A 24,060-nucleotide genomic window follows, 5' to 3' on the forward strand; every position below is an offset into this window, starting at 1 on the left:
GCACGGCGGCGGCGCCCCGGAGGACCGGCGCAGCGTGCGGTTTGCCGCCGTCTCAGTGATCGACCGTGCGGCGTCCCCAGGTCGTACCCGTCAGGACGAACACGGCCCCGAGCACCCCGGCAGCTCCCAGGTGCTCGCCGCCGATCGCGATGCCGGGGGCCGCCGCCCACAGCGGCTCCGTACCGAGCAGCGGGCTGACCCGGGACGGTGAGGTGCGGCGTACGGCCCACAAGTGAACGAAGAGGGCGAAGCGAGGAGGGAGGACGCTCCTCAGTCCGCTCCGTCGGCGTGATCCGTCTCGTCGTACGCGTCGATACAGCGCTGGATCTGCCGGTACGTGCGGTGCTCGTGGAAGAGGCGGCCCACCAGCGCGCCGCCGTAGACGACGAAGCCGACGCCGACCAGCCAGGACTGGATGACCAGAACCGTTCCGAACGGGCCGTAGGTGACGGCGTTCGCGGCGATCAGGGGGGAGAAGACGACGCGCGAGAACACTCGCAGTCCGAGCAGCCCCAGTGCCGTCGCGACGGCGCCGGGCAGGAGCGCCTGCCAGCGGACGCGGCCGGCCAGCAGCACCCGCTGCGACCACCAGAAGAAGAGGCACGTCCCGATCAGATCGCCGAACGTGGCGAACACGATCGCGACGACGGACTCGGAGGTGACGGGCGTATTGACGAAGACCACGAGGAAGAAGACGAGCACCGCCAGCCACAGGACATGGCGCCACATGGTGTGCCAGCGCGCCGTCGGCAGCTCCCAGACCCGCTCGTACCCGGTCTGTACGGCGGACCCGAACGTCAGCCCGAACACGGCGAGTGCGGCGAGCCCGAAGGCCGTCGTACGCTGCAACGCCTGGCCCGGTCTGCCGAACAGCTGCTGGATCTCCGCCTGCGCGGAGGACGACACCCCCAGCCCCTGCCCCAGCCAGCGGGCGAACCCCTGTCCGCTCGCCGGGTCGGCCGCGGCGACGAGGATCAGCAGGGGCACGAGAGTGAGAAATCCGAGCGCGGCGAAGCTCATCGCCCGATGCATCAGCTCCATCTCACGGCCGCGGTTCCAGGCGAGCACGGCGGTCGACGCGGCGATCGAGCGATGCAGGCTCTGGAACCGGTGTCTGTGCTCCGTCGCTCCGAAACGCTTGCGGGTCATAGGTCGTCTACTACCCGCCGAGGGCGCCGCACCTGGGCACGGCCCCCGGATGGGTGCCGCGCGCCCAGCCCGGCCCCGCCCGAGCGGACGGGCCGGACGGGGCGGGCCGGACGGGGCCGGGTAAAGCGCTTATGACCCGGACTCTTCCGGGGAATCGGCCTCCTCCAGCGCCCAGACGCGTTCGGCGCGCAGCGGACCGCCCCGGGCCATCACGCTCCCGTGGTCGATGGCGAGGGGCGCCAGCTGCGACGCGTAACAGAGCACCGCCGCGCGCTTGGCCGCCCACTGCTCGTCGGACAGCGTGAGATCGTGAACGGTCCGCGTCCGGTAGCGGCGCGCGATGTCCCGATAGGCGACCCCGAAGTCCTCGCTCCCGGCGAGGGCGGTGTCGGTCTCCGCGCTGCCCCACTCCTTGAGATGCCCCGTATAGGGAAGGTCGGCGTAGACGAGGGGGAGCGGCCTGCCGAGTTCGCCGAGGACCCGCAGCGCACGGTCACGGACCTTCGTGTGATCGGCCTGGTTGGTGCCCAGAGGAATCAGCAGCCGCGTGTCGGGGGTGAGACCGGCGAGATACGTGTCGATCTCATGGAGCGGGCCGCCGTCCCCGTACGGGCCGTCGGGATGCCCGAGGACGACTCGCTCGACACCGAGCAGCTCACAGGCCCGGGTGTCTTCCGTGACCCGGGCGCGATGCGCCTCGCCGCCGGATGAGAAGCCGCAGGTGGTGTCCCACCAGGAGACCTCCTGTTCAGGACGCGGCGCGCCGCCGTACGCGGTCACGACGGTGACGGGCGCGTCGAGCGCGGGGATCAGACCCGCGAGCGACAGCACGGCGTCGTCGAAGTGCGGGGAGAGGATCACGGTGGCGGGCGGGGGCGGTGTCATACGGACGTGCTCCTGTCGGTGACGGATGGTGCGGGCGTTGCGGATACTCCAGGCAGTACAGACGGTTCCGGCGATGACGATGGGGATGGCAATGGGGATGGTGACGGCGATGGCGAAGGGGACGGTGATGGCGAAGGGGACGGTGATGGCGATGCGGCGAACCGCACCTCGCGGAAGGCTGCGTCCCACTCGGCGTCGTCGCCCTCCCAGCGCCCGGGGGCGGCCGCGACCGTGCCCCAGAGGATTCCGGGGCCGAGAGCGCCGTCGTCCGGTGGCGGGGTACGGCGCAGCCAGAGCAGATCGAACCGATGGCGCGGGTATGCCGTCGCGATGACCAGCCGCAGTCGGCGCAGATCGGCGGCGGTGAGTTCGTCGAAGGCGTCGTGGTGGACGTACAGCACATTCGCGGACGACCGCGCGAGCGTACGCCAGCGGTCGGCCAGCGCCCGGAACTTGGCGCGTACGCCGGCGAGTTGCCGGTCGATGTCGGACCGGCTGAGCGTGGTGCCCGACGACGGGTGGAAGTCGTGGAAGAAGCGGATGTCGGCGCCCCGGTCCAGCGCGCAGAGACCGTCGCTGAACGGTTCGACCATCCCGGGCCGCAGTACATCGGCGAAGTCACCGGCGATCGTCTCCACGACGGACTCGAAGTCGAGATCGAGCCAGTCGAAGAAGTGCGCGCGGTCGTTGCCGGTGATCCGGCGGATTTGATGGGTGGACTCACAGTGGTAGCCCAGCCCGACACAACGGTCGTACACGTGGTACATGTCGCGCATCTCCGGTTCTCCCCGGGCGGTCAGCCGTTCGTACGCCGCAGGAGCAGTCCCACGCTGCCGCGCTTGCTCAGATAGGCGCGTCCCGCGCAGACGGTCTCCAATTGCGGGGGCACGAGCACGATCTCCTCGTCCGCCCGCCAGGTGGCGGACCGCTCCAGCCAGGGGCGTACGCGCGAGGCGAGCGCCTCGGGTTCGAGGGCGACGAAGACGAGATCCGTGGCCAGATCGTCGAGGAGCGCCAGGTTCTGGCCGTAGTAGAGCATCTCGATCAGCAGGTGCGCGGCGGCGCGAGGAGCGTCTTCCTTGGCCAGTTCCGCGAGGTCGGCGCTGTCCACGGTGACCCCGTCGGTACCGGCGAGCGCGGCGGTGAGCCGGGGCCGGAAGACCGCGTTGGGCTCGGTGGCCCGTACGGTGAAGCCGGCGGCGGCGAGCCGATGGGTCAGCGCTCCCTCACAGGCCCCCACCTCCACCAGCGTGGAGCCGGAGCCGGAGCCGGAGCCGGAGCCGTTGACGGCGCACCGCTCCCGTACCCAGGCCGCGGTGGCGTCCAGCCGTCGTGCCTCGTACGGCGAACTGCCGAACTCCCAGGGATCCACCACGGACGCCGCCTCGTCGTCCAGGCTGGCGAGCAGCGCGAAGAGCCGCTCACGCTCATCGGGGTCCGCGTCGAAGAAGCGCTCGATGGCGGGGACATGCGGTGTCTGGACGACGAACTCGGGGTCGGGCTCGGTCAGCAGATGTCCGCACGAGCCATTGACGAAGTCCAGCTTGGCGGCGATGTGTTGCCGCCCCAGTGAGCGGTCGAGATCGCTGACGACCTGGAGGTACGGCGAGAACCCGACGGCGTGCCGCAGTTCGGCCCCCGTGAGGCCGGCGTCGGCGGCATGGGCGAGGGCGGTGTCACGGCCGACGCGCCCGCGATTGCGCCGGGTGTCCGCGGGGGAGTGCGTCCAGATCCGGAAGGGCCGTCCGGCGGCTGCCTGACGCAGGAGCGTGGCCAGTACCTCGGGCCCCGGCGAGGCGATGCCTTCCGTGACGGGCCCGACATGGGAGGCGATCAGGGCGAGGCGTTCCGGTGCCTCCACACCCGCACCGAGGATCAGTGTCTCGGCGCGATCGGCGAGGATCACCCGGGTCTCGCCACCGCCACCGCCCACGTCGTCGGTGAGTACGGACAGGAAGTCGAGGACGGCGTCCTCGGCCCGGAGTACGACAACGATATCAATCACGGTACTTCGGTCCTTGGTACGGAGCCGACAGGGGGAGCGGGGCAGAGTGGTGCCGGTCGGAGGATGCTCGGTGCGGGGGTGTCGGCTGGCAGGGACCCTAGCGGTCACCGCGCATGTGGTCCAGACCAATCGGAAAGATGGTCGTCGAGTTTCGGCCACCTGGACGAGTAACTCCGAAGTGGTGTCGTGCCCCCGAAAACGCCGGGCGCCACCCGGGCGTCGGCTGCTAGGAGTTGGAAATGGACCTGACCACGGAACCCCTCGGGCCCCTGGGCCCCCTCGGCCCTCTGGAACGTCTGCTCGCGGAGCGCGCCTGTGAACGTCTGATCACCGAGTTCGTCCGCCGACTCGACCTCGGGGAACCGGGCACGGTCGCCGACCTCTTCACGCCCGACGGGGTCTGGGAGTGGGCTCATGACAGCCGCAGGGTGGAAGGGCGCGACGCGCTCCGCGCCTACTTCGGCTCCCGGCCGGCGGACCGGCTCTCGCGCCGGATGGGTACCAACATCCTCGTCACCGTGGACTCCGCGACCACGGCCACGGCCACCTCGTACTTCGCGACCTATCGGGTCGACGGCTACACCGAGGGCGTCGTTCCGGCGCGGGCCCCGGCGAACGTCGGGCACTACGAGGACACCTTCCGCAAGGTCGGGGAGGGGTGGTTCCTCGCCGCCCGGTCGCTGTTCCTGTCCTTCGGGGGTCCGACGGAGCGCCTGACCCCTCCTCAGAGTTCGGTGTTGTGAAGACACCGAAACCACGAGGCCGACGGCGGCGGCCGGGGTACGGCACGCACGCCGGGGCGGGAAGCCCGTACGACCCGAGCGCTCCCGCACGCCGCCCGTACGAGTGAACGCGGTGATGTGGCGGGTCCGGAGAATCATCAATCATCGGACGCGTCGCTTCACGCCCGTGTCCGTGTACGTCCCGGAGGTTCGCCGTGCCCGTCGCCCCGCTCGACCATCAGACGACCGGCTATCAACTGAGCCATGCCTACTGGCTGGCGAAGGCCGCGGAGCTGGCCTACCACGACGAGGACGAGGCGCGGACCGCCCTCGCCGACTGGGGGTTCGACCGGTTCCGGCACTTCGAGGCCCGTCATGAACTGCCGTTCCCTCTGGAGGACACCCAGGCGTATGTCGCCGCCAGCGACCGGATGATCGTCGTCGCGTTCCGCGGTACCCAGCCGCTGGAGATCCGTGACTGGCTGACCGACGCCAACACCCCGCCGGTGCCCGGACCGGGCAACAAGGGCTTCGTCCACTTCGGTTTCCACCGGGCACTCGCCTCGGTGTATCCGGACGTACGGTCCGCCGTCGAGGCGTTCCGCACCGGCGGGCAGACGGTGTGGTTCACCGGGCACAGCCTGGGCGGCGCCCTCGCCATGCTCGCCGGCGGCCGGCTGTACTTCGAGGAGCCGCGGATCCTCGCCGACGGCATCTACACCTACGGACAGCCCCGTACCTGCGACCGACTGCTCGCCGCCGCGCACAACACCGCGCTGAAGGGCCGTACCTACCGCTTCGTCAACAACAACGACATCGTTCCGCAGGTCCCGCCGGCGCCGGTGTTCACCCATGTGGATCACGTCAAGTATTTCGACGCCGACGGCGTTCTCCACGACCGGATGCCGTTGATCGACGGGCTCAAGGACCGTATCAAGGGGCGTACCGCCGATCTGTTCGCGCCCGTCTCCGATGGAATTCGCGACCATTTCATGCCTGCGTATCTGGCGAATATCGAGAAGAATCTCGTCTGATCTCCCACGCGGCCATGGCGCGCGGCGCGGCTCGCACACCGCGCCGCGGCGCTTTTTCAGCGGCGGCCGAGCCGGCGCTCGCCCTGCGTGCCGGTCGCGTACGGCAGGCCGTAGTGCGAGAAGATCCGCGGTTCGTCCTCGGAGAGCAGCTCGCCGTCGGTATCGATCGACGGGGCGTCCTTGGCGAGTTTCCGGTCCCACGGGACCTTCAGATAATTCGGTCCGACGGTGGCATCGTTCAGCGGCACAAAGACCAGCCGCCGCTTCGTGGGCAGACCGACCGCGACCGTGGCGAACGACGGGGCGTCCGTCGCGGTGTCGACATAGATGGCTTCCAGCGAGCCGATCTTCCGCTTTTCGGCATCGACCACATTGTGGCCGCGCCACTCCCGGATGTCCTCAGCTTCAAACATGAGCGACTCGCCTCTCTTCTGCTTATCCTCTACTTATCCGTATTTCGCAGGACAGTACCCGGCCGAGGCACCGGACCGATGCGGACCGCGCCCGTATCCGCCGTTCGGGGTGGCGGACGGTTACACTCGAAAACATTCCCGGTCGGTGTACGCAATCAACACAGCCGGCTCAAGACGGTCGTGATCGACCCGAAAGGCGTGGCTGAATGCCGATCCATCCTTCAGGTGAACCCGCGCTGCTGGAAAAGCGGCGGGAAGCCGGCAGCGATTTCGCCTGCCTGGCCAGGAAAATCACCGCGGCCGGGCTGATGCGGCGGCGGCCCGGGTATTACGCGGTACGGATGTCGCTCATCGCCGTGTTCTACGCGGTCGGCTGGGCGGCCTTCGCCCTCCTCGGCGACAGCTGGTGGACGCTCGCCGTCGCCGCGTTCCTCGCGATCGTATTCGGGCAGGTCGCCCTCGTCGCACATGACGTCGGGCATCGCCAGGTGTTCCGGCTGCGCCGGGCCAGCGCCGCGGCCGGCCGGCTCGCCGGGAATCTCGGTATCGGCATGGGATACGGCTGGTGGCAGGACAAGCACTCCCGGCACCACGCCAATCCGAACCACGTGGAGCTGGATCCGGACGTCGAACCCGACGTACTGGTGTGGACCCGCGGTCAGGCGCGCGCGGCCAAGGGGCTGCCCCGGCTGATCGGCGGCTCGCAGGCGTATCTGTTCTTCCCGCTCCTCGCGCTGGAGGGCATCAACCTCCATGTGGCCGGGGTACGGGCGCTGGCCGACCGTTCGCTGAAACAGCGGCGCCAGGAGGGCCTGCTGCTCTTCACCCACTTCGCGCTCTATCTCGGCGCGCTGTTCGTGGTCCTGCCGCCCGGCAAGGCGGTGGCCTTCCTCGCCGTCCACCAGTGCCTGTTCGGCCTCTACCTGGGCTCGATCTTCGCCCCCAATCACAAGGGCATGCCCACCCTGACCGGTGACGACCGCCCCGACTTCCTCCGGCGCCAGGTCCTCACCTCGCGGAATGTGCGCGGCGGCTGGTTCACGGATCTCGCGCTGGGCGGGCTCAACTACCAGATCGAGCACCACCTCTTCCCGAGCATGCCCACCCCGCATCTGCGCCGGGCCCAGCCCGTCGTCCGGAGTTACTGCCAGGAGCTCGGGATCGACTATCTGGAGACCAGTCTCCTCACCTCCTACCGACAGGCGCTCGGAAGCCTGCACGACGCGGGCGCCCCGCTCCGGTCGGCGGTGGCCGTCACCGGGGCGTGAGCGGGAAAAGCGCTGGTGTACGCGAGCGGCCTACGGGCATTCTGGCTCCATGCTGATCAGGGAAGCCACCACCGCGGACTGGCCCGCCATCTGGCCGTTCTTCCATCGGATCGTCGCCGCGGGCGAGACCTTCACCTACCCCCTCGGGCTCGGCGAGACCGACGGGCGTGACATGTGGCTGCTCGCGCCCCCGAACCGCACCGTTGTCGCCGTCGACGACGCGGGTACGGTCCTGGGCACGGCGAAGATGAACCGGAACCACATGGGCAACGGCTCGCACATCGCGAGCGCGAGCTACATGGTCGACCCGGCGCACGCGGGGCGCGGGGTGGGCAGGGCGCTCTGTACGTACACGATCGACTGGGCCCGTGCGGAGGGATACCGTGCCATGCAGTTCAACGCGGTCATCGAGACCAATGTGCACGCGGTGAAGCTGTACCGGTCGCTCGGCTTCGAGGTACTGGGCACGCTCCCGGAGGGCTTCCTGCACCCGGCGCACGGCTATGTCGGAGTGCACATCATGCACCGCGCGCTCTGAGCGCGTTATCCAAACGAATGGGTCCAGGGCCTGTCTTCAAAGTAGCGCCGTCGGCCCGAGGAGCAGGCGGGACTTTGAAGACCGGCCCTAGCGCTCCTGGAGCACGGACAGGATGTTTTCTGCCGGGTCCGTGAACCACGCGATGTACGGACCGCCGCCCCGGAAGATGCCCTTCTCGTCCGCTTCCATACCGGGGTAGCGCTCGAAGGTCACGCCGCGGCGGCCCAGTTCGTCGACCGCCGCGTCGATGTCGTCCACCGGGAAGTTGAGAATCGTGGACGACGCGGGTGTGTGATCGGGCTTCGGGTAGATGAGCACGGCGGCACCGCCCGCGAGACGCAACCGCAGCAGGCCGTGCTCCTCCTCCACCTTCAGGCCCAGTGTCCCGCCGTAGAAGTTCCTGGCCTTCTCGATGTCGTCCACGGCGAAACCGCTGAACGCTGTGCTGTTGCCGAACATGACGGCCGTCCTTCCTCGATCGGGGCTGTCGAAAAGGTAGACACCAGCGGGGCCCGGGACTCATCGGTCGTTCCGGCGGCGGATACGGCGAGCGCTTACGGGCGCGACCGTCCGGCCGGGACGAAGGACGCGCCCAGGCCGAGCCAGGTGGCGGCGTAGAGCCATCCGCCCACGACATCCGTCGCCCAGTGCACTCCGAGATAGATCCGGCTCAGCCCCACGGCGACGGCCCAGCAGACGAGGAACGCGACGAGCACCGCTCTCAGCCATCCGGGGATCGCCCATCCGGGGATCGCCCGGGATCCGCGGCCGAATCGGACGAGGCCCCAGATCAGCAGACCCGCCGCGAGCGCCGACGTGGAGGTGTGTCCGGAGGGGAACGCGAAGCCGGAGGCGTGGGTCAGCCAGTCCGCCACCGGCGGCCGGGGACGGGCCACGGCCGCCAGGAGGCCGTAACGGGCGGCCTGCCCCGCGAGGAGGAACACCAGCGCGCCGGCCGCCGCCAGCAGCCGGTGTCGCGGATCGCGGCCGACGAGCAGCCCGGCCACGACGGCGCACAGATAGGGGTACGGCCCGGTGCCGCTCGCCGTCACGGCCCGCGCCGCTGTGACGCCCGCGGGGGACGAGCGGTGCCCGACCGACCAGTCGAGCGCGTCCGTGTCCAGCGGGAACGGGGCTCCACCGCGGCCCGTCACCAGCACGGCCAGCAGCGTGAAGGCCGCGGCGCAGAGCGCGGTGACGGCCAGCGGCGCTGTGCGGACGGCTCTGCGGACCGGCGGTGCCGTCAGGCTCACCGCCGGACCACCAGCGGGCGCAGCGGGGTGTCATGGAGCCGTTCGGCCAGCGGAGCGGTGCGTCGTACGAGGCGCATCAGCGCCCAGGCCACCACCGCACCGACCAGCAGCCCGAGGACGACGTCGTGCGGGTAGTGCGCCCCGACCCAGACCCGTGATCCGGCCATCAGCAGCGCGGCCGGGAGCGCGACCACCGCGAGCGCGCGGTCGATGCACAGCAGCGCGGCGGCCGCGGCCGCGGCGATCGCGGCATGGTTGCTGGGCAGCGACCAGTCGCCCAGCGGGGGGCATGCCTCGATGGTGATCGTGTGCAGCGTCTGGCAGGGCCGTTGCTCCCGCATCACCGACTTGAGGGCCAGACCGACGACATACGCCAGGACCAGCGCGAGCGGCGCGGCGAGCGCCATGACGGCCCGCGCCGAGGACCGCGGAGCCCCGGCCACCGGCCGGGCGCGCCACCACGCGGCCAGCAGGAGCACGCCGAACAGGACCAGACCGTACGTGGACCAGAGGGAGGCGGCGGTGTCCAGCCAGCCGGGCGAGTGGTCCGCCAGGCCGGTCACGGACCTGTACAGGCCCTCGTCGAACCATCGGTCCTCGGACGCGGACGCCGTCCGCGCGATCGCCGTCAACGGGCCTCCTCGGGGGACTCGGCCCCGGACCCGGCGGCGCCGGCCCCGGCCGGGGCCGTGGCCGCCCGGCGCGAGCGCAGTACCTCCAGGGCCAGCGGAATGAGCGAGATGACCACGATCACCGCGACGATGGGCAGCAGGTAACGGTCGACGTTGGGCACGGACGAGCCGAGCGCGTATCCGGCGAGTACGAGTCCGACGGTCCAGACCACGCCGCCGAGGACCTGCCAGAGGGTGAAGAGGCGCGCGGGCACGTTCAGGGCGCCGGCCAGCGGGTTCAGCACCGTGCGTACGACCGGGACGAAGCGGGCGAGCACGATGGCCTTCGCGTGGCCGTACCGTTCGAGCAGCTCCTCCGCGCGGGCCGCTCCCTCGTGCAGCTTGCGGGCGCGGCTGCGCGCCAGCAGCGTCCGGCCGCCGCGCCGGCCGATCCAGTAGCCGGTCTGCGCGCCCAGCAGCGCTCCGAGGACCGAGGCGATCAGGACCTGCGGGAGCGAGAGATGCGCGGTTCCGTTCGCGCCGGAGACGCAGAGCAGCCCCGCGGTGAAGAGCAGCGAGTCACCGGGGAGGAAGAAGCCGACGAGGAGGCCGGTCTCGGCGAAGAGAACGACGGCGATGCCGAGGGCGCCGAACGCGGAGAGCAGTGATCCCGCGTCGAGAAGGTTCACGGCCTGCGGCATCGTCGCGAGGGCGGATACGTCCATTGAAGGGCTGCTCCCATAATGGTGGACGGGGGGTGGACAGGGGTGTCCCGCATGACGACCTGATTGACTACAGTTATGTAGACGGTCTACTTCACTGTAGACGAAGAGAACGGGAGGAGCGTTCCCATGGGCGACGACGGCGCGGAACGGCGGCCGGCGGGGGAGTTGGAAGCCGGTGTGCTCGCGGCGCTGTGGGCGGCCGAGGAGCCGCTCACGCCCGGACGCGTCCAGGAAGCGCTCGGTGGATCGCTCGCCCGCACCACCGTCACCACGATTCTGTCGCGGCTGTACGAGAAGGGCAGTGTCACGCGCATCCGATCGGGGCGCGGCTACGCGTACTCCCCGACCGAGGACGCCCCCGGGCTGACCGCCCGCCGTATGCACTCCGAGCTGGCGAAGGACGAGGACCGCAGCGCGGTGCTCGCCCGCTTCGTCTCCCAGCTCAACGACGAGGACGAGCGGATGCTGCGCTCTCTGCTGGACGGCGGAGAGGCCGGATGACCTACGTCGTACTGGTCCCGCTGCTGATGCCCTTCCTCGCGGCGCCCGCCGCCCGCCGGGTCGCCGCGGTCCTTCCGCCGCGTCGCGCGGCCTGGCTGCTCACCGCCGTCGCGCTGGTCCTGGCCGCCAGCAGTTCGGCGGCCCTGGTGCTGCTGGTCGTACCGGGCGCGTCGTATCTCCCCGTCGTCGCCGTCCTCGGTGAACTCGCCGAGCCGCTGACGGCCGGACCGCCCCCCGTGACCATCGCGCTCGCGCTCGCCGCCGGGGCTCTGCTGGTCTGGCGTACGGCGGCGCTCACCGCCGCCGTACGGCGCGACCGGACGGAGCTGCGCCGGGCCAGGACCGCCACGGGCGGTACGGACGGCGAACTCGCGGTGGTACGGGACGACCGGCCCGACGCGTACGCGCTGCCGGGGCGCCCCGGCCGGATCGTCGTCACCACGGGCATGCTGCGCGCCCTGGAACCGCCCGAGCGCGAGGCGCTGTTCGCCCATGAACGCGCGCATCTGCGCGGCCGTCACCATGTCCTGCTCGCGGCGGCGGAACTGGCCGCGCTCTGCCACCCGGCCCTGCGCGCGCTGCGTGAGCCGCTCGGCTACGCACTGGAGCGCGCCGCGGACGAGGCCGCCGCCGCGGCCGTCGGTGACCGGCGTCTCGCCGCCCGCGCGATCGGGCGGGCCGCGCTGGCCGCCCGCGGTGTGCCGGGCCTGTCCGGGGCGGTCAGGCCCCGGACCGTGCTCGCGGCGACCGCGGGCCCGGTGCCCCGGCGGGTCGCCGCGCTGCTGGGCACCGGCCCGAGCGGCGTGCCCGCGCTCACGCCCCGGGCCCGCCGCCTCGTCGCGGGGGCGCTGCTGGTGTCCCTGACGCTGTCCGGCGTCTCGGCCGTGGAGGCGGCGAGCGATCTGCACACCCATATCGAGATCGCGCAGGGAGAGAATCCCGGGCGCTGACCGGCGATGCCGTGCCGATAACCCCGGATTCCCGCCGTCATTCGCCCGTCACCGGTATACCCGGCCGAACTCCAAGGTGTCCCCGAAGGAATCATCACCCCCGATCCTCCGGACCGGATCGCGGCCGTGTCTTCGGTGCTCCTGAGCGGAGGCCGGCGCGGAGGCGACCAGTGGACGTTCCCGGTGAAGCGGCTCCGGCAGCGCTTCCGGTGTGATCAGAGTCGGCAGCGCGCGGTCCATGCGCAGCGCGTCCACCGATTCCGCCAGCAACTCGTATTCCGTGGTGTCGTCGCGCGTGGCGACACGGATGAGACGCCCGGCCGCCAAGTGCTCGGCGACCATGTCCTGATGAGCCGTATCGTCCCGCCAGGTCCGGAGTGTCGTCGGTACGTCCGGCACGCTCCGCCCCACCGGAGTGAGCGCGGCGGCCGGAAAACATTCGCTTTCGGGGTTGGGATCGAGCCGTTCCGCGATCCAGGTCGCACGATCCCGCAACCACCACAGTGCAAGTGCCAGAGTGGGGGCGCGATATGTTCCCAGCGGAACGCCGATACGCTGTCCACCGCAGATTCCGTACGCGGTGACATGGCACAGGAATTCGTCATGCACGGCCGCTCTCCTTGCGCCGTTCTGTGGTCCCTGATGGCCTGGGCCGCAGTGCTTTTGCAGTGACGTTGCGCGGGTACCGTCGGGCGCAGTGGGGAGCGATTTCCCGGGGGAGTGGAAAAAGACTCTGGAATGCCCGAACTTCCAACTATGGAGCCTTTGCTGACGTCCTGTCACGACACGGATCCGGCCAGATTCGGAGCGTAATCACCGTCCCGTATGGCGGAAATTTCATGACACCGCGCCGCGATGGAGCGCCCATTGCCATGGGGTCGTATGCCAGCATCTGCGGGTACTGCGCGACGCCGGCCTCGTCGGGGGCCGGCAGGTCTCGACGCGATGGAGGACGACCCCTCATGAACACGAACCCGCACGACGGCACCCCCTACGACCACACCTGGCACGACATCTCGCAGGACGACACGCTGACGACGGCCGCCGACGGCCGGACCGCCCTGCGGATGGAGCGCAGGCTCCCGCACCCTCCCGAGAGGGTCTGGGCCGCGATCACCGAACCCGCCGCTCTCGGTCAGTGGTTCCCCTCCGAGGTGACCGTCGACCTCACCCCCGGTGGCGCGATGCGCTTCCACTTCCCCGGCGTCAGCGGACCGGGCATGACCGGCACCGTCACGGACGTCGACGAGCCCCGCCTCTTCGCGTTCACCTGGGGTACCGACCATCTGAGCTGGTCCATCGCGCCCGACGGCGAGGGCTCGCTGCTCACGCTCGTGCACACCTTCGACGATCTCGCGGGCGCGGCGAGCTTCGCCTCCGGCTGGCACCTCTGCATCACCGCCCTGGCCCAGCTGCTCGCCGGTGGCCCGGTCGCCGTCGGCCGTGACGCGGGCGAGCTGCACGAGACGTACGTACGGCGGTTCGGTCTCGGCCGTGGCACCGCCGAGCCGGCCGGGGGTGACGACGCCGGTCCGCGGATCCGGCTGGAACGTCAGCTGGTGCGGCCGGCCGCGACCGTCTGGGACGTCCTCTCGGCCGGCATCGAACCGGTGGCGGGCCTGCCCGTCCCCGTCGGGTTCACCGCCGAGAACGTCCCGGCGGGCCATGTCGCGGAGGTCAGGGCGCCGAAGTCGCTCACCTATACCTGGGAGCCCGGGGGGTCGGTCACCTGGGAACTGGGACAGGGGACGGGCCACGGAGCCCGGCTGGTGCTGACCCAGACCGGTCCCGAGGGCGCCGACGCGGACGCGGCCCTGGCCGCCTGGCGGACGCGGATCGACCAGCTCGCGGCGGACCTCCTCAAGGCCTAGCGAGTCCAGCGGATCCAGCGGGTCCAGGAGGTCCGGCGGGTCCAGGAGGTCCGGCGGGTCCGGCGAGGCCAGGGGGTTCGGCGGGTCCGACGGTGAGCATTCTCACGGCCTGAGGGGATGTGGCCGGAAGGAGGCGGTGTGGCGAGTCTGTGTCGGCTCGGTAGGGGCATCCGGATCCGCGCCACCCAGGTGGAGGGGCGGCGGCAGCCCTGGTTAGGGTGCCTTGGATGTTTGCCCCTCGATTTTCCCCCACATTTTCTGTAAGAGGCGTGTTCACCGATCCGGGTTCCCTCTGGGAGGACCTGTGATGCAGCTCACTGATCAGTCGGTACGGGCCACGGCGACCGCGAAACCGACGGCAGCCGCGCAGGCCCCGCCACCGGCCAAGAAGCGGGACGCGTTCTTCGACAACGCCAAGTTCCTGGCGATCGTGCTGGTCGCGACGGGGCACGCGTGGGAGCCGCTGCGGGACGGCAGCCGGGCCGTCTCGGCGCTCTACATCGTCGTCTACACCTTCCATATGCCAGCGTTCATCATCATCTCCGGCTATTTCTCCCGAAGTTTCGACTTCCGGCCCGACCGGGTGCGCCGGCTGATCACCGGCATCGCCGTGCCGTACATCGTGTTCGAGGTCGCCTACAGCCTCTTCCACCGCTGGGTCGCGGACGATCCGTCCATGAAGATCACCCTTCTCGACCCCTGGTATCTGACCTGGTTCCTGCTCGCCCTCTTCGTCTGGCGGATGACGGCGCCGATCTGGCGTCTGGTGCGGTGGCCCGTCCCGGTCGCGCTGGCGATCGCCATGCTCGCCACCCTCTCACCGGACATCGGCGACGACCTCGATCTCCAGCGGGTCCTGCAGTTCCTGCCGTTCTTCGTGCTCGGCCTGCGGCTCAAGCCCGAGCACTTCCAGCTGGTCCGCCGCAAGGAAGTACGCGTCCTGTCCGTTCCGGTCTTCGCCGCCACGGTCGTCTTCGCGTACTGGGCCGTCACCCGGATGAACATGGCGTGGTTCTTCCACCGCGACAGCGCGCGGGAACTGGGCGCGCCCTGGTGGAGCGGGATCCCGATGACACTCGCCCTCTTCGGGTGCTCCCTCGTGCTGACCGCCTGCTTCTTCTCCTGGGTCCCCGGCCGCCGCATGTGGTTCACGGTGCTGGGAGCCGGCACGCTCTGTGGCTATCTGCTGCACGGATTCGTCGCCCAGAGCGCGAGCACCTGGGACTGGTACGACGCCGACTGGCCGCACCGGCCCATGGGCGCCGTCGTTGTCACGGTCCTCGCGGGCGCGGTCGTCACGCTGCTCTGTACGCCCCCGATCCAGCGGCTCTTCCGCTTCGCGCTGGAACCGGACATGGCGTGGGCGTTCAGGCCCGACCCCGCCGAGCGGCGCGGAAAGAGCTGAAGAGCCGAGGCTCGGGAGTACGACGTGGGGCGGTGGCCGACAGCCACCGCCCCACGTATTCGGCCGGACGACCCGTTCAGAGGTCGAACTCGTGCGGCGGCAGGTCGAGGGCGTAGCAGGCTTCGCGGACCACGGCCTGTTCCGTCTTGTCGAAGTCGCCGTCGGCGCCGCCGATGACGATGCCGATCTGGATGACGGCCCGCGCCTCGACCGGCTTCTTCCTGGCCTTGCCCACCTCCTGGAGGACACCCACCTTGCCGAACGTGAAGTCGGCGGTCAGCTTGCCGAGATAGTCGTCGAAGCGGCGCTGGAGGTCTTCCGCGGGGAAGTTCCGCAGCACTTCATTGGTGGCGATCAGCGAGGCGACCCGCTGGCGCTCGGCGGGGTCGACGGAGCCGTCGGCCGCGGCGACCAGGGCGCACATCGCCATGCTCGCGTCACGGAACGAGCCGCTCTTGAGGTCGTTCTTCTTCTCCATGAGCTGCGTCTGCATCGTCGCGGCGGATTCCTTGAACCGGTCCCACAGGGCCATTCCGTCATCTCTCCTCAGGTGTCACACAGGGCCACTCCGACAACGCGCGAGAACGCCGCCGCGTGCCCGTCGCGGGTACCCGGATGTGCCCCGGAGGGGCGTACGCCCTCCGTGCGCCCGGGTTTCATACGATCATGATGTCGCCCCGTCACCGCACCAGAGCTGGGAGCATCCGCCATGGCCACCGAGCCGACCGACTCCAACGACTCCACCGCGCCCACCGAATCCACCCTGCAGAACGTCTCGTTCCCGAGCGCGGGAACGACCGCGTACGGATATCTCGCCGTACCGCCCGCCGGACACGGCCCCGGCGTCATCGTCATCCAGGAGTGGTGGGGCCTGACCGCCCACATCAAGGACATCGCCGACCGCTTCGCACGGGCGGGCTTTGTCGCGCTCGCCCCGGATCTCTACGGCGGCCGGGTCGCCCACGACTCCGGCGAGGCGCTGCGCATGATGAGCGAACTGCCCACCGAGCGGGGTGTCGATCTGCTCTCCGGCGCCGTCGACTATCTGCTCGCGCGGCCCGAGACGGACGGCGACACGATCGGCACCGTCGGCTTCTGCATGGGCGGCGGTTTCGTGCTCAGCCTCGCCGCCAAGGACCAGCGGGTCTCCGCGGCCGTGCCGTTCTACGGCGTCAACCGGGACGGTGTCCCCGACTTCTCGAACCTCAAGGCCGAGATCCTGGGCCACTACGGTGCGGAGGACGACACCGTTCCGCCGTCGACCCTCAAGGAACTGCGTACCGCGATCGAGTCCCAGTCCGGCATCGTTCCGGTCATCCATCTCTATCCGGGGGCGGGCCACGCCTTCTTCAACGACGGCCGCCCCGAGGCGTACCACGCCGAAGCCGCCGCACTCGCCTGGGAGCGCACGATCGCCTTCCTCCGCGAGCGGCTCGGCGCCTCCGGCTGACGCCGTACCGCGGCGGGCACCAGGTCAGCCGCGCGCGGCCCCCTGCCACAGCAGCAGCGCGACATCGACACCCGCGACCGCGATCGCCGCGAGGAACGGCACCTTGGGGCGGTGGCGGCCCAGCAGTGAGCCGCCGACCGCCGTCATCAGCGCCACGGCGACGGCGACGGCACCGAGCGCGCCCCCTCCGCCGAGCGCGAGAAGGACCGTCGCCGTCACCAGCGGGGCCGGCAGCAGCAGCCGCACGGCGGCCGGCCCCAGCCGCTGCGGCCAGCCCCGTATCCCCAGGGCGAGATCCGTCTCGATGTCCGGCAGCACATTGCCGAGATGCGCCCCGACCCCCACCAGCGCCGCGGCGGTGACGATCCACCAGGCCGGCCGGGGCTGCCCCGGCAGACCGAGCGTCACAAAGGCGGGCAGGGAAGCGAACCCGATCGCGTACGGCAGCCACGACAGCACCGTCGACTTCAGCCGGACGTTGTACAGCCAGGCCGCGGCCACTCCCACGAGATGCACCACGCCCGCGAGCGCGCCGTACGCCAACGACAGCGGAAGGCACAGAACCAGCGCCGTCACGGCCGCCGCCCGTACGGTACGCGCGCCGACCGCCCCGCCCACCACGGGCTTGGCACGGCGCCCGGCCGCGGCGTCCCGCGCCGCGTCGACGGCGTCATTGCTCCAGCCGACCGACAACTGCCCTGTCAGAACGGCGGCGGTCACCAGCAGACAGCCGGATGCGTCCTGCCCGGCGGCCACCGCGAGCCCCGCGACCAGCAGCGTCACGGCGACCGTGGGCCCCGGATGGCACGCACCCAGCAGCGCGGCCACCCGGCGCGGCCACCCTCCCGGAGCCGCGCCGAGCGGGGTACGGACGGTGTTCCCGAGCCCGTCGATAACGTCCACGCGTCCATCGTAGGCAGCACCACCGACAGCGGGCAGGTCCGTGACGTCCGTACGTCGCGCGGGCGTGACCGCCCGTCACGGCGCGGTCGTACAACCGTCCCTGAGGGGCCGTGCGGGGGCCGTACAGGCTACTTCGTGTGTGGCACGACCGAGCGGGGGCAGGGATTGCACGTCAGTCGCCCCCGGACCCCGGAGCGCAGATGACTCGCATCGCAGCCGTCCACGGAGCCCTGGCTCCGCATCGGTACCCCCAGCACGAGATCACGGACATGGTCGCCAAGACCTGTCTGCCCGCAGGTGCCGACCGGCAGGTACTCGACCGGCTGCACCGCGGCGCGCGCGTGGACACGCGCCATACGGCCCTGCCCCTCGACCAGTACGACGGTCTCGAGGACTTCGGGTCGGTGAACGACGCCTTCATCGCCGGGGCCGTGCCGCTGGGAGTCGAGGCGGTCGGCCGGGCGCTGGACGCGGCCAGGCTCTCCCCGCGCGATGTCGATCTGCTGATGTTCACCTCGGTGACGGGTATCGCCGCGCCGTCCGTGGACGCGCGCCTCGTCGGGCGGCTCGGACTGCGCTCCGACGTGAAGAGAGTGCCGGTCTTCGGGCTCGGCTGTGTGGCGGGAGCCGCCGGTATCGCCCGGCTGCACGACTATCTGCTCGGACGGCCCGACGATGTGGCCGTCCTCCTCTCGGTCGAGCTGTGCTCGCTCACCTTCCAGCGTGACGACGTCTCGTCCGCCAACCTCGTCGCGACCGCGCTCTTCGGGGACGGCGCCGCGGCCGTCGTCGCCTGCGGCCCCCGGCGCCGGGCCGGCGGCCCCCTCGTCGTCGACACGCGCAGCCATCTGTATCCGGACACCGAGCAGGCGATGGGCTGGGACATCACGGGCACCGGGTTCCGTATCGTCCTGGACGCGAGCGTTCCGGATCTGGTCCGCAAGAACCTCGCCGCGGATGTCGACGGATTCCTCGCCGACAACGGACTGACGCGCGAGGACATCACCGCGTGGGTGTGCCACCCCGGCGGGCCGAAGGTGCTGGAAGCCGTCCAAGAGGTCCTGGAGCTGCCCGCGGACGCCCTCGACATGACCTGGCGTTCGCTGGCGGCGGTGGGGAATCTGTCGTCCTCCTCCGTGCTGCATGTGCTGCGTGACACGCTGGCCGAGCGCCCGCCACCGCCCGGTACCCATGGGGTGCTGCTGGCGATGGGGCCCGGATTCTGCTCCGAGCTCGTGCTGCTCCGCTGGTAGAGCAGGCGGCACCGGCGGAGAGGGACGCGGAGAAGAGGCGGAGGGACGGGGGGAAGAGGCGGAGGGGCGGGGCGAAGAACAGCGGGGCGGGGAGATGAGACGGAGGGACGGGGAGACATGATCTGGTACACCGCGCTGGTACTGGCCGTGGGCGCGGAGCGCGTCGCCGAACTCGTCGTCGCCCGGCGCAACGCGCGCTGGAGTCTGGCGCGCGGCGCCGTCGAGCGGGGGCGGCGGCACTACCCGCCGATGGTCGCGCTGCACACCCTGCTGCTGCTCGGCTGTCTCGCGGAAGCGTGGCTGGCCGACCGGCCGTTCGACCCGGCGCTCGGCTGGCCCATGGCCGCAGTCGTGCTGGCCGCGCAGGCGCTGCGCTGGTGGTGCATCCATACGCTCGGCCCGCGTTGGAACACCCGGGTGCTGGTCGTGCCGGGACTTCCGCTGGTGACGGGCGGCCCGTACCGGCTGCTGCGGCACCCCAACTATGTGGCGGTGGCGGCGGAGGGGATCGCGCTGCCGCTCGTGCACGGCGCCTGGATCACCGCGCTGCTGTTCACCGCGTTCAACGCGGTGCTGCTGACGATCCGGATACGGTGCGAGAACCGCGCGCTGGAGTCCGCCACCGCCGGCGCCCTGCCGTGATCGATCTCCTGGTGGTGGGCGGCGGACCCGCCGGTCTCGCCACCGCGGTCCATGCCGCGCTGGCCGGTCTGGAGACGGTGGTGATCGAACCCCGTACCACCCCCGTCGACAAGGCGTGCGGCGAAGGCGTGATGCCGAAAGGCGTACGCGCGCTGTCCGCCCTCGGCCTCGACCCGCTCCCGGGCCATCCGCTGCGCGGCATCCGTTATGTCCATGGCGACCACCGGGCCGAGGCGCCGTTCGACGACGGACCCGGGCTCGGGGTGCGGCGTACGGAACTCCACGCCGCGCTGGCACGACGGGCTGCCGAAGCCGGCGCCAGGACCGTGACCGGCCGGGTCGGCGAGGTGGAGCAGAACGCGGACTCCGTGACCGCGGGCGGGCTGCGGGCGCGCTGGCTGGTCGCCGCGGACGGGCTGCGCTCACCCGTACGCCACCGCCTCGGTCTGGACCTCCCGGACCGGCGGCCCCGGCGGTACGGGCAGCGGCGGCACTACCGCATGAAGCCCTGGACGGACTTCGTCGAGGTCCACTGGTCGTCGTCGGGGCGGGCGGGGGAGGCGTATGTGACACCTGTGGCGGACGATCTGGTCGGGGTGGCCGTACTGACCACGGTGAAGGGCGGTTACGACGACCATCTGGCCGGATTCCCGCGGCTGCTCCCGCTGCTGGACGGCGAGCCGGTCGGCGCCGTGCGCGGCGCGGGCCCCCTGCGCCAGCGGGTACGCCGCCGCAGCGCGGGCCGGGTGCTGCTCGTCGGCGACGCGGCCGGCTATGTCGACGCCCTCACCGGCGAGGGGATCGCGCTCGCGCTGGCCTCGGCGGAGGCGGCCGTACGGTGTCTGCGGGCCGGTCGGCCGCAGGAGTACGAGCGGCGGTGGCGCGCGCTGTCCCGGCGCCACCGGATGCTGACGGAGGGACTGCTGAAGGTCAGCGGTCACGCGGCGGGAGCCCGGCTGATCGTCCCGGCGGCGGCCCGGATGCCCTCGGTCTTCGCGGCGGCGGTACGCGCCCTCCAGTGAGCGGCGGTGCGCGCCCTCCAGTGAGAGGGCAGTGCCCCGGGCCGGAGCGTCGGCTCCCGGGGTCAGGGCGAGAGATCGCCCGTCGTGTCCGTCCCCGGGGGCGTCATCGCTTTGACCGTGTGCGGCAGTACGTTCACGATGTAGTCCGCGATCGTCGCCTCCAGGCCGACATCGCGCCCCGCCGCCTCGGACAGATACCAGCGGTGCTCAAGCACCTCGTGGTAGATCTGCGCCGCGTCCATCTCGCCGCGCATCTCCAGTGGTACGGCCCGTACGGTCGGCCGGAAGACATCGCGGACCCAGCGGTGGGCGAGGACCTCGGGCCGCGCCCCCAGCGGATCGCCGGGCGCGTAGTCCTCCTCGCCCGCCATCCAGCTCTCCAGGTCGTTGAGCAGCCGGCGCGCCTGGTTCTCCTCGGCGTCCAGGCCGGTCAGACGCAGCAGTTGCCGCTGATGATGGCCCGCGTCCACCACCTTCGGCAGGAAGGTGACCGTGTCGCCCACCGGGGAGCGCTCGATCTGCATCTCCGCGACATCGAAGCCCAGATCGTTGAGCCGGCGGATCCGTCGGTCGATGTAGTGCCGCTTGTCCACCGGGTACACCGACTCGCGCGTCACCTCGTGCCAGAGATCCTCGTACCGCTGGACGATCGCCGCGCCGAACGGCACCGGGTCGACGGAGGGGTGCAGCGCGCCCGACGCCTCCAGGTCCATCAGTTCCCCGGCGATGTTCACGCGCGCCAGCTCGATGTCGTAATCGCGCTGTCCCCGGCTCAGGTTCTGCTGGATCTGCCCTGTCTCGGCGTCCACCAGATACGCGGCGTACGCGCCCGCGTCACGCCGGAAGAGCGCGTTGGACAGCGAGCAGTCGCCCCAGGCGAACCCGGCGAGATGCAGTCGTACGAGCAGCACGGCCAGCGCGTCCATCAGCCGCTTGACGGTGGTCGGCCGCATCGTCGACTCGAACATCGAGCGATACGGCAGCGATCCCTTGAGATGCCGTGTGATCAGCGCCGGCTCCAGGGGTGCCCCGTCCGCGTCCACGCGTCCGGTCACCACCGCGACCGGGTCCACGGCCGGGATTCCGAGGCGGTGCAGATCGCGGAGCAGACCGAACTCGCGGACCGCCCCGCGCTCCGATATCTCCTTGACCGCCACGATCTCGGACCCTGCCGAGGCGAAGCGCACCACATGGCGCGAGATACCGCGCGGGAGCGCGACCAGGCACTCGTCGGGCCACCGGTCGAGCGGGGTGTTCCACGGCAGATCCAGCAGCACGGCCGGCTGCTCCGGGTTGGTCGCGCTGATCTGCAGCGGCATCGTGCCTCCCACGGCGGTCGTCGGGCGGGCACCGGATCCGGAACCGCCCTGGACAGTGTGCAGGGTCCGGTGCGCGTGGTCGGAGGCAGGACCGGGGAGGATGGCTGTGCGTCCCTTCCTGAGTGGTGTCATCTCCTGCGAGGTGTCGGAGGACGGGGGTGTCGACGGCCAGGGGTGTCGACGGCCGCGGGTGTCCACGGCCGGGGGTGTCAGCGGCTCAGCAGCAGCTCGGTGTTGCGGTCCGTGGACTTGCCCGCCGGGGCCGTGGTCGAACCCGGCGCGTTGTGCGACAGCTCCCGGTAGAGGGCGGCCAGACCGGTCTGCGAGAGGTCCTCGAAGTCGGTCCCGTGCGGCGCCGCCGACTCGATCAGCGTGGTGAACAGCGAGAGCGTGCCGTCCCCGTTGTCGGTGATCTCGATGACCCGGGCGAGCTGCGGGAAGTCGATGTGCGAGGCAGTGGAGATCTCCCAGAAGCTGCCGTGCGGAAGGATCGCGTTGCGGTGGCTGTGGCCGTTGACCCATGCCAGCACATTGCGGTTCCGCTTGAGCAGCGCCAGGACCTCGTCGCCGTTGTGCCGGGACTCGCCGGGGTGGGCGGGATCGGGGTGGGTGTTGGTCATCGTCCAGCTGTTGTGATGGCTGAAGATGACGACGTAGCCGTCCCGGTGCTCCGTGAGCTTGTCCTTCAGCCAGTTGAGCTGGGCGGTGTTGAGCGAACCGGTGTAGTGCCCGCCGCGGTCGGTGGTGTCGAGGCTGATGCCGGTGACGTTCTCGCCCATCGGGAACGTGTAGTGGAGCGTGTCGCTGTCGAGATTGGCCGCGGTGTAGCCATGGCCGGCCGGACCGGCGCCCGCCCGCGCCGGATCGAGGTGTGCGGTCAGATACTCACGCGCACCGAACGGCGCCCGGCGCGGATCGGCGGTGACGGATCGCATCGCGCGCTTCGAGCGGCGCAGCAGGTCGATCAGCTTCGCCCCGTCGGGGTCCCCGCCCTTCGAGAGGAGCTTCAGCAGCTGCTTGGCCTCGGCGTCGGGGATGCCGTACAGCTTCTTCGCACCGACGGCGAACTCCGCGAGGAAGCCGGACCGGTCGGCCATCGCCCCACTGGCCAGACCATCGTGATTACCGACCGTCGAGTACCACGGGATCCGCAGCCCCGGGCTGTTCACGGAACGGATCGCGGCGGCGAGGAACCCGTCGATACGGGGGTAGCCGAGCCGCTTGTCGGTGTCGCGGCCGGAGTCCTCCGGGTGCCAGAACAACCGCTCGTCGGAGTTCTGCACCCCTTCGTAGCGCTGTAGGTCACCGGTGTTGGGGGAGATACGGCCACCGCTCATCACCGTGAGGAACCAGTCGAGTTCCGCCAGGGAGTTGTTGTCGGTGTTGTCGCCCGTCGTCACGGCGAAGGACAGCGGCGCCCCGGTCGCGGGCCCGGCCTTCAGCGCGTTGATCTGCTCGATCAGGGCCACCGCCCCCGGCACGGTGAGCGCCTCCTGCGGCCGCCATCCCGAGAGCTGCTGCGAGCGCAGATACTCGGTGCGCACCGGGTGCTGGACATCCACCAGATGCAGATCGGTGAGCTGGACGAAGGAGCTGAGTACGGTACGCCGCTGGGCGCGGCCGGGCCGCGGGGCCGCGAGCGTCTCGCGCACGACCCGGCGCCAGCCGGGACCGTCGCCGAGCCGCCGGAAGGCCGCGGCGCTGTCGCGGGGCGCGGCCACCGTATCCAGCGTCGTACGGGCGGGGACGGTACGGATGGGCGTGGCGGGCGCCACGGGGCCGCGGGGGCTGGGGACGGCGGGTGCGGCGGTCGCTCCGGGCGCGGCGGCCGCCTCCCCGGAACCGCCGCCCGCGCCGAGCGCCAGTCCGATCCCGGCGGAGACGCCGACCGCTCCGGTGGCGGTGAGAAAGGAGCGGCGGTCGACGGCGCCGACTGCGGAGCGTATGCGTGTCATTCTGCGGCCTCCCGAGTGCGAGCGCATCAACAAGCGCGCCGGGGACGGCCCCCTGGCTACTCCTCGATGGTTGACACTGGGCGTGGCCTGCGCGTGAACGACGTTCCAACGGCCAACACCGATCACCACACAGGGATCACCGTGTCGACGAACCGTCGCCGCGCCCATGGCCACAGGACCGGAGCC

The 24,060-nt window shown here is 70.9% G+C and carries 25 protein-coding genes and 2 pseudogenes; 12 read left to right on the forward strand and 15 right to left on the reverse strand.

Annotated features, from left to right (window positions below):
- Nucleotides 1–52 precede the first annotated feature (52 nt).
- The 5 genes and pseudogenes from ACIRQP_RS16745 to ACIRQP_RS16765 form a co-directional block, all read right to left on the reverse strand.
- Nucleotides 53–250: pseudogene (locus tag ACIRQP_RS16745) on the reverse strand (EamA family transporter); the annotation flags it as partial.
- Between the two features lie 20 nt (nt 251–270).
- The gene (locus ACIRQP_RS16750) at nt 271–1,149 is read right to left on the reverse strand and encodes a YhjD/YihY/BrkB family envelope integrity protein (RefSeq protein WP_403889855.1); all 879 of its coding nucleotides are present in this window, start codon (nt 1,147–1,149) and stop codon (nt 271–273) included.
- Nucleotides 1,150–1,278: 129 nt separating this feature from the next.
- Nucleotides 1,279–2,034: a PIG-L deacetylase family protein gene (locus tag ACIRQP_RS16755; protein WP_403889858.1), complete on the reverse strand. Its 756-nt coding sequence runs from the start codon at nt 2,032–2,034 to the stop codon at nt 1,279–1,281.
- Nucleotides 2,031–2,810, reverse strand: a complete 780-nt coding sequence (locus ACIRQP_RS16760; RefSeq protein ID WP_403889861.1) for a papain-like cysteine peptidase — start codon at nt 2,808–2,810, stop codon at nt 2,031–2,033. The genes ACIRQP_RS16755 and ACIRQP_RS16760 overlap by 4 nt, the downstream gene beginning before the upstream one ends.
- Before the next feature lie 20 nt (nt 2,811–2,830).
- Nucleotides 2,831–4,039: a hypothetical protein gene (locus ACIRQP_RS16765; RefSeq protein ID WP_403889864.1), complete on the reverse strand. Its 1,209-nt coding sequence runs from the start codon at nt 4,037–4,039 to the stop codon at nt 2,831–2,833.
- A gap of 239 nt (nt 4,040–4,278) precedes the next feature.
- On the opposite strand from ACIRQP_RS16765, the gene ACIRQP_RS16770 reads away from it, so the two are divergent.
- Nucleotides 4,279–4,782 (forward strand): nuclear transport factor 2 family protein, encoded by a 504-nt coding sequence (locus tag ACIRQP_RS16770; RefSeq protein ID WP_403889867.1) that lies wholly within the window; start codon nt 4,279–4,281, stop codon nt 4,780–4,782.
- Nucleotides 4,783–4,976: 194 nt separating this feature from the next.
- Nucleotides 4,977–5,795 (forward strand): lipase family protein, encoded by an 819-nt coding sequence (locus tag ACIRQP_RS16775; protein WP_403889870.1) that lies wholly within the window; start codon nt 4,977–4,979, stop codon nt 5,793–5,795.
- A 56-nt stretch (nt 5,796–5,851) separates the two neighbouring features.
- Here the strand turns inward: ACIRQP_RS16775 and ACIRQP_RS16780 are convergent, their stop codons facing one another.
- Nucleotides 5,852–6,208 (reverse strand): PRC-barrel domain-containing protein, encoded by a 357-nt coding sequence (locus ACIRQP_RS16780; protein WP_403889873.1) that lies wholly within the window; start codon nt 6,206–6,208, stop codon nt 5,852–5,854.
- Nucleotides 6,209–6,414: 206 nt separating this feature from the next.
- Between ACIRQP_RS16780 and ACIRQP_RS16785 the strand changes: the two genes are divergently transcribed.
- Together ACIRQP_RS16785 and ACIRQP_RS16790 are read left to right on the forward strand one after the other, a co-directional pair.
- Complete coding sequence (locus tag ACIRQP_RS16785) at nt 6,415–7,476, forward strand: fatty acid desaturase family protein (protein ID WP_403889876.1); 1,062 nt, start codon at nt 6,415–6,417, stop codon at nt 7,474–7,476.
- Nucleotides 7,477–7,525: 49 nt separating this feature from the next.
- Complete coding sequence (locus ACIRQP_RS16790) at nt 7,526–8,014, forward strand: GNAT family N-acetyltransferase (protein ID WP_403889879.1); 489 nt, start codon at nt 7,526–7,528, stop codon at nt 8,012–8,014.
- An 87-nt stretch (nt 8,015–8,101) separates the two neighbouring features.
- Here the strand turns inward: ACIRQP_RS16790 and ACIRQP_RS16795 are convergent, their stop codons facing one another.
- The 4 genes from ACIRQP_RS16795 to ACIRQP_RS16810 all read right to left on the reverse strand — a co-directional run bounded on the left by ACIRQP_RS16795 (nt 8,102) and on the right by ACIRQP_RS16810 (nt 10,603).
- The gene (locus ACIRQP_RS16795) at nt 8,102–8,473 is read right to left on the reverse strand and encodes a VOC family protein (RefSeq protein ID WP_403889882.1); all 372 of its coding nucleotides are present in this window, start codon (nt 8,471–8,473) and stop codon (nt 8,102–8,104) included.
- A 95-nt stretch (nt 8,474–8,568) separates the two neighbouring features.
- Nucleotides 8,569–9,267 carry a phosphatase PAP2 family protein gene (locus ACIRQP_RS16800; protein WP_403889885.1) on the reverse strand — a complete coding sequence of 233 codons (699 nt, stop codon included), beginning with the start codon at nt 9,265–9,267 and terminating at the stop codon, nt 8,569–8,571.
- On the reverse strand, nt 9,264–9,899 hold the full coding sequence (locus ACIRQP_RS16805; protein ID WP_403889888.1) for a phosphatase PAP2 family protein: 636 nt from the start codon (nt 9,897–9,899) through the stop codon (nt 9,264–9,266). Before ACIRQP_RS16805 ends, ACIRQP_RS16800 begins: the two co-directional genes overlap by 4 nt.
- Nucleotides 9,896–10,603 carry a DedA family protein gene (locus tag ACIRQP_RS16810; RefSeq protein WP_403889891.1) on the reverse strand — a complete coding sequence of 236 codons (708 nt, stop codon included), beginning with the start codon at nt 10,601–10,603 and terminating at the stop codon, nt 9,896–9,898. The genes ACIRQP_RS16805 and ACIRQP_RS16810 overlap by 4 nt, the downstream gene beginning before the upstream one ends.
- 126 nt (nt 10,604–10,729) lie before the next feature.
- Between ACIRQP_RS16810 and ACIRQP_RS16815 the strand changes: the two genes are divergently transcribed.
- The gene (locus ACIRQP_RS16815; RefSeq protein WP_030352304.1) at nt 10,730–11,104 is read left to right on the forward strand and encodes a BlaI/MecI/CopY family transcriptional regulator; all 375 of its coding nucleotides are present in this window, start codon (nt 10,730–10,732) and stop codon (nt 11,102–11,104) included.
- Nucleotides 11,101–12,054 (forward strand): M48 family metalloprotease, encoded by a 954-nt coding sequence (locus ACIRQP_RS16820; protein ID WP_403889894.1) that lies wholly within the window; start codon nt 11,101–11,103, stop codon nt 12,052–12,054. Before ACIRQP_RS16815 ends, ACIRQP_RS16820 begins: the two co-directional genes overlap by 4 nt.
- Before the next feature lie 201 nt (nt 12,055–12,255).
- Here ACIRQP_RS16820 and ACIRQP_RS16825 read toward each other — a convergent pair.
- Nucleotides 12,256–12,663 (reverse strand): annotated as a pseudogene (locus ACIRQP_RS16825) (hypothetical protein); the annotation flags it as partial.
- Nucleotides 12,664–13,016: 353 nt separating this feature from the next.
- On the opposite strand from ACIRQP_RS16825, the gene ACIRQP_RS16830 reads away from it, so the two are divergent.
- Nucleotides 13,017–13,925: an SRPBCC family protein gene (locus ACIRQP_RS16830; RefSeq protein WP_403889897.1), complete on the forward strand. Its 909-nt coding sequence runs from the start codon at nt 13,017–13,019 to the stop codon at nt 13,923–13,925.
- 307 nt (nt 13,926–14,232) lie between these two features.
- Complete coding sequence (locus ACIRQP_RS16835) at nt 14,233–15,330, forward strand: acyltransferase family protein (RefSeq protein WP_403889899.1); 1,098 nt, start codon at nt 14,233–14,235, stop codon at nt 15,328–15,330.
- Between the two features lie 76 nt (nt 15,331–15,406).
- Here ACIRQP_RS16835 and ACIRQP_RS16840 read toward each other — a convergent pair whose 3' ends face one another.
- Complete coding sequence (locus tag ACIRQP_RS16840) at nt 15,407–15,862, reverse strand: tellurite resistance TerB family protein (RefSeq protein WP_403889902.1); 456 nt, start codon at nt 15,860–15,862, stop codon at nt 15,407–15,409.
- Nucleotides 15,863–16,039: 177 nt separating this feature from the next.
- Between ACIRQP_RS16840 and ACIRQP_RS16845 the strand changes: the two genes are divergently transcribed.
- Nucleotides 16,040–16,780, forward strand: coding sequence for a dienelactone hydrolase family protein (locus ACIRQP_RS16845; RefSeq protein WP_403889905.1), 741 nt, complete (start codon nt 16,040–16,042; stop codon nt 16,778–16,780).
- A gap of 24 nt (nt 16,781–16,804) precedes the next feature.
- Here the strand turns inward: ACIRQP_RS16845 and ACIRQP_RS16850 are convergent, their stop codons facing one another.
- Nucleotides 16,805–17,683 (reverse strand): UbiA family prenyltransferase, encoded by an 879-nt coding sequence (locus ACIRQP_RS16850; protein ID WP_403889908.1) that lies wholly within the window; start codon nt 17,681–17,683, stop codon nt 16,805–16,807.
- 200 nt (nt 17,684–17,883) lie between these two features.
- On the opposite strand from ACIRQP_RS16850, the gene ACIRQP_RS16855 reads away from it, so the two are divergent.
- From ACIRQP_RS16855 to ACIRQP_RS16865, 3 genes are all read left to right on the forward strand, one after another.
- A complete protein-coding gene (locus ACIRQP_RS16855; protein WP_403889911.1) occupies nt 17,884–18,936 on the forward strand; it encodes a type III polyketide synthase in 1,053 nt (350 codons plus the stop codon).
- A 117-nt stretch (nt 18,937–19,053) separates the two neighbouring features.
- On the forward strand, nt 19,054–19,578 hold the full coding sequence (locus ACIRQP_RS16860) for an isoprenylcysteine carboxyl methyltransferase family protein (protein WP_403889913.1): 525 nt from the start codon (nt 19,054–19,056) through the stop codon (nt 19,576–19,578).
- Nucleotides 19,575–20,600 carry an NAD(P)/FAD-dependent oxidoreductase gene (locus ACIRQP_RS16865; RefSeq protein WP_403889916.1) on the forward strand — a complete coding sequence of 342 codons (1,026 nt, stop codon included), beginning with the start codon at nt 19,575–19,577 and terminating at the stop codon, nt 20,598–20,600. The genes ACIRQP_RS16860 and ACIRQP_RS16865 overlap by 4 nt, the downstream gene beginning before the upstream one ends.
- Nucleotides 20,601–20,662: 62 nt before the next feature.
- Here the strand turns inward: ACIRQP_RS16865 and ACIRQP_RS16870 are convergent, their stop codons facing one another.
- Nucleotides 20,663–21,919 (reverse strand): DUF4032 domain-containing protein, encoded by a 1,257-nt coding sequence (locus ACIRQP_RS16870; protein ID WP_403890055.1) that lies wholly within the window; start codon nt 21,917–21,919, stop codon nt 20,663–20,665.
- Between the two features lie 209 nt (nt 21,920–22,128).
- Nucleotides 22,129–23,874 carry a TIGR03767 family metallophosphoesterase gene (locus ACIRQP_RS16875; protein WP_403889918.1) on the reverse strand — a complete coding sequence of 582 codons (1,746 nt, stop codon included), beginning with the start codon at nt 23,872–23,874 and terminating at the stop codon, nt 22,129–22,131.
- Between the last annotated feature and the right edge of the window lie 186 nt (nt 23,875–24,060).

Origin of the sequence: Streptomyces sp. NPDC102274 (genome assembly GCF_044766385.1) — a bacterium.
Classification (GTDB): domain Bacteria; phylum Actinomycetota; class Actinomycetes; order Streptomycetales; family Streptomycetaceae; genus Streptomyces.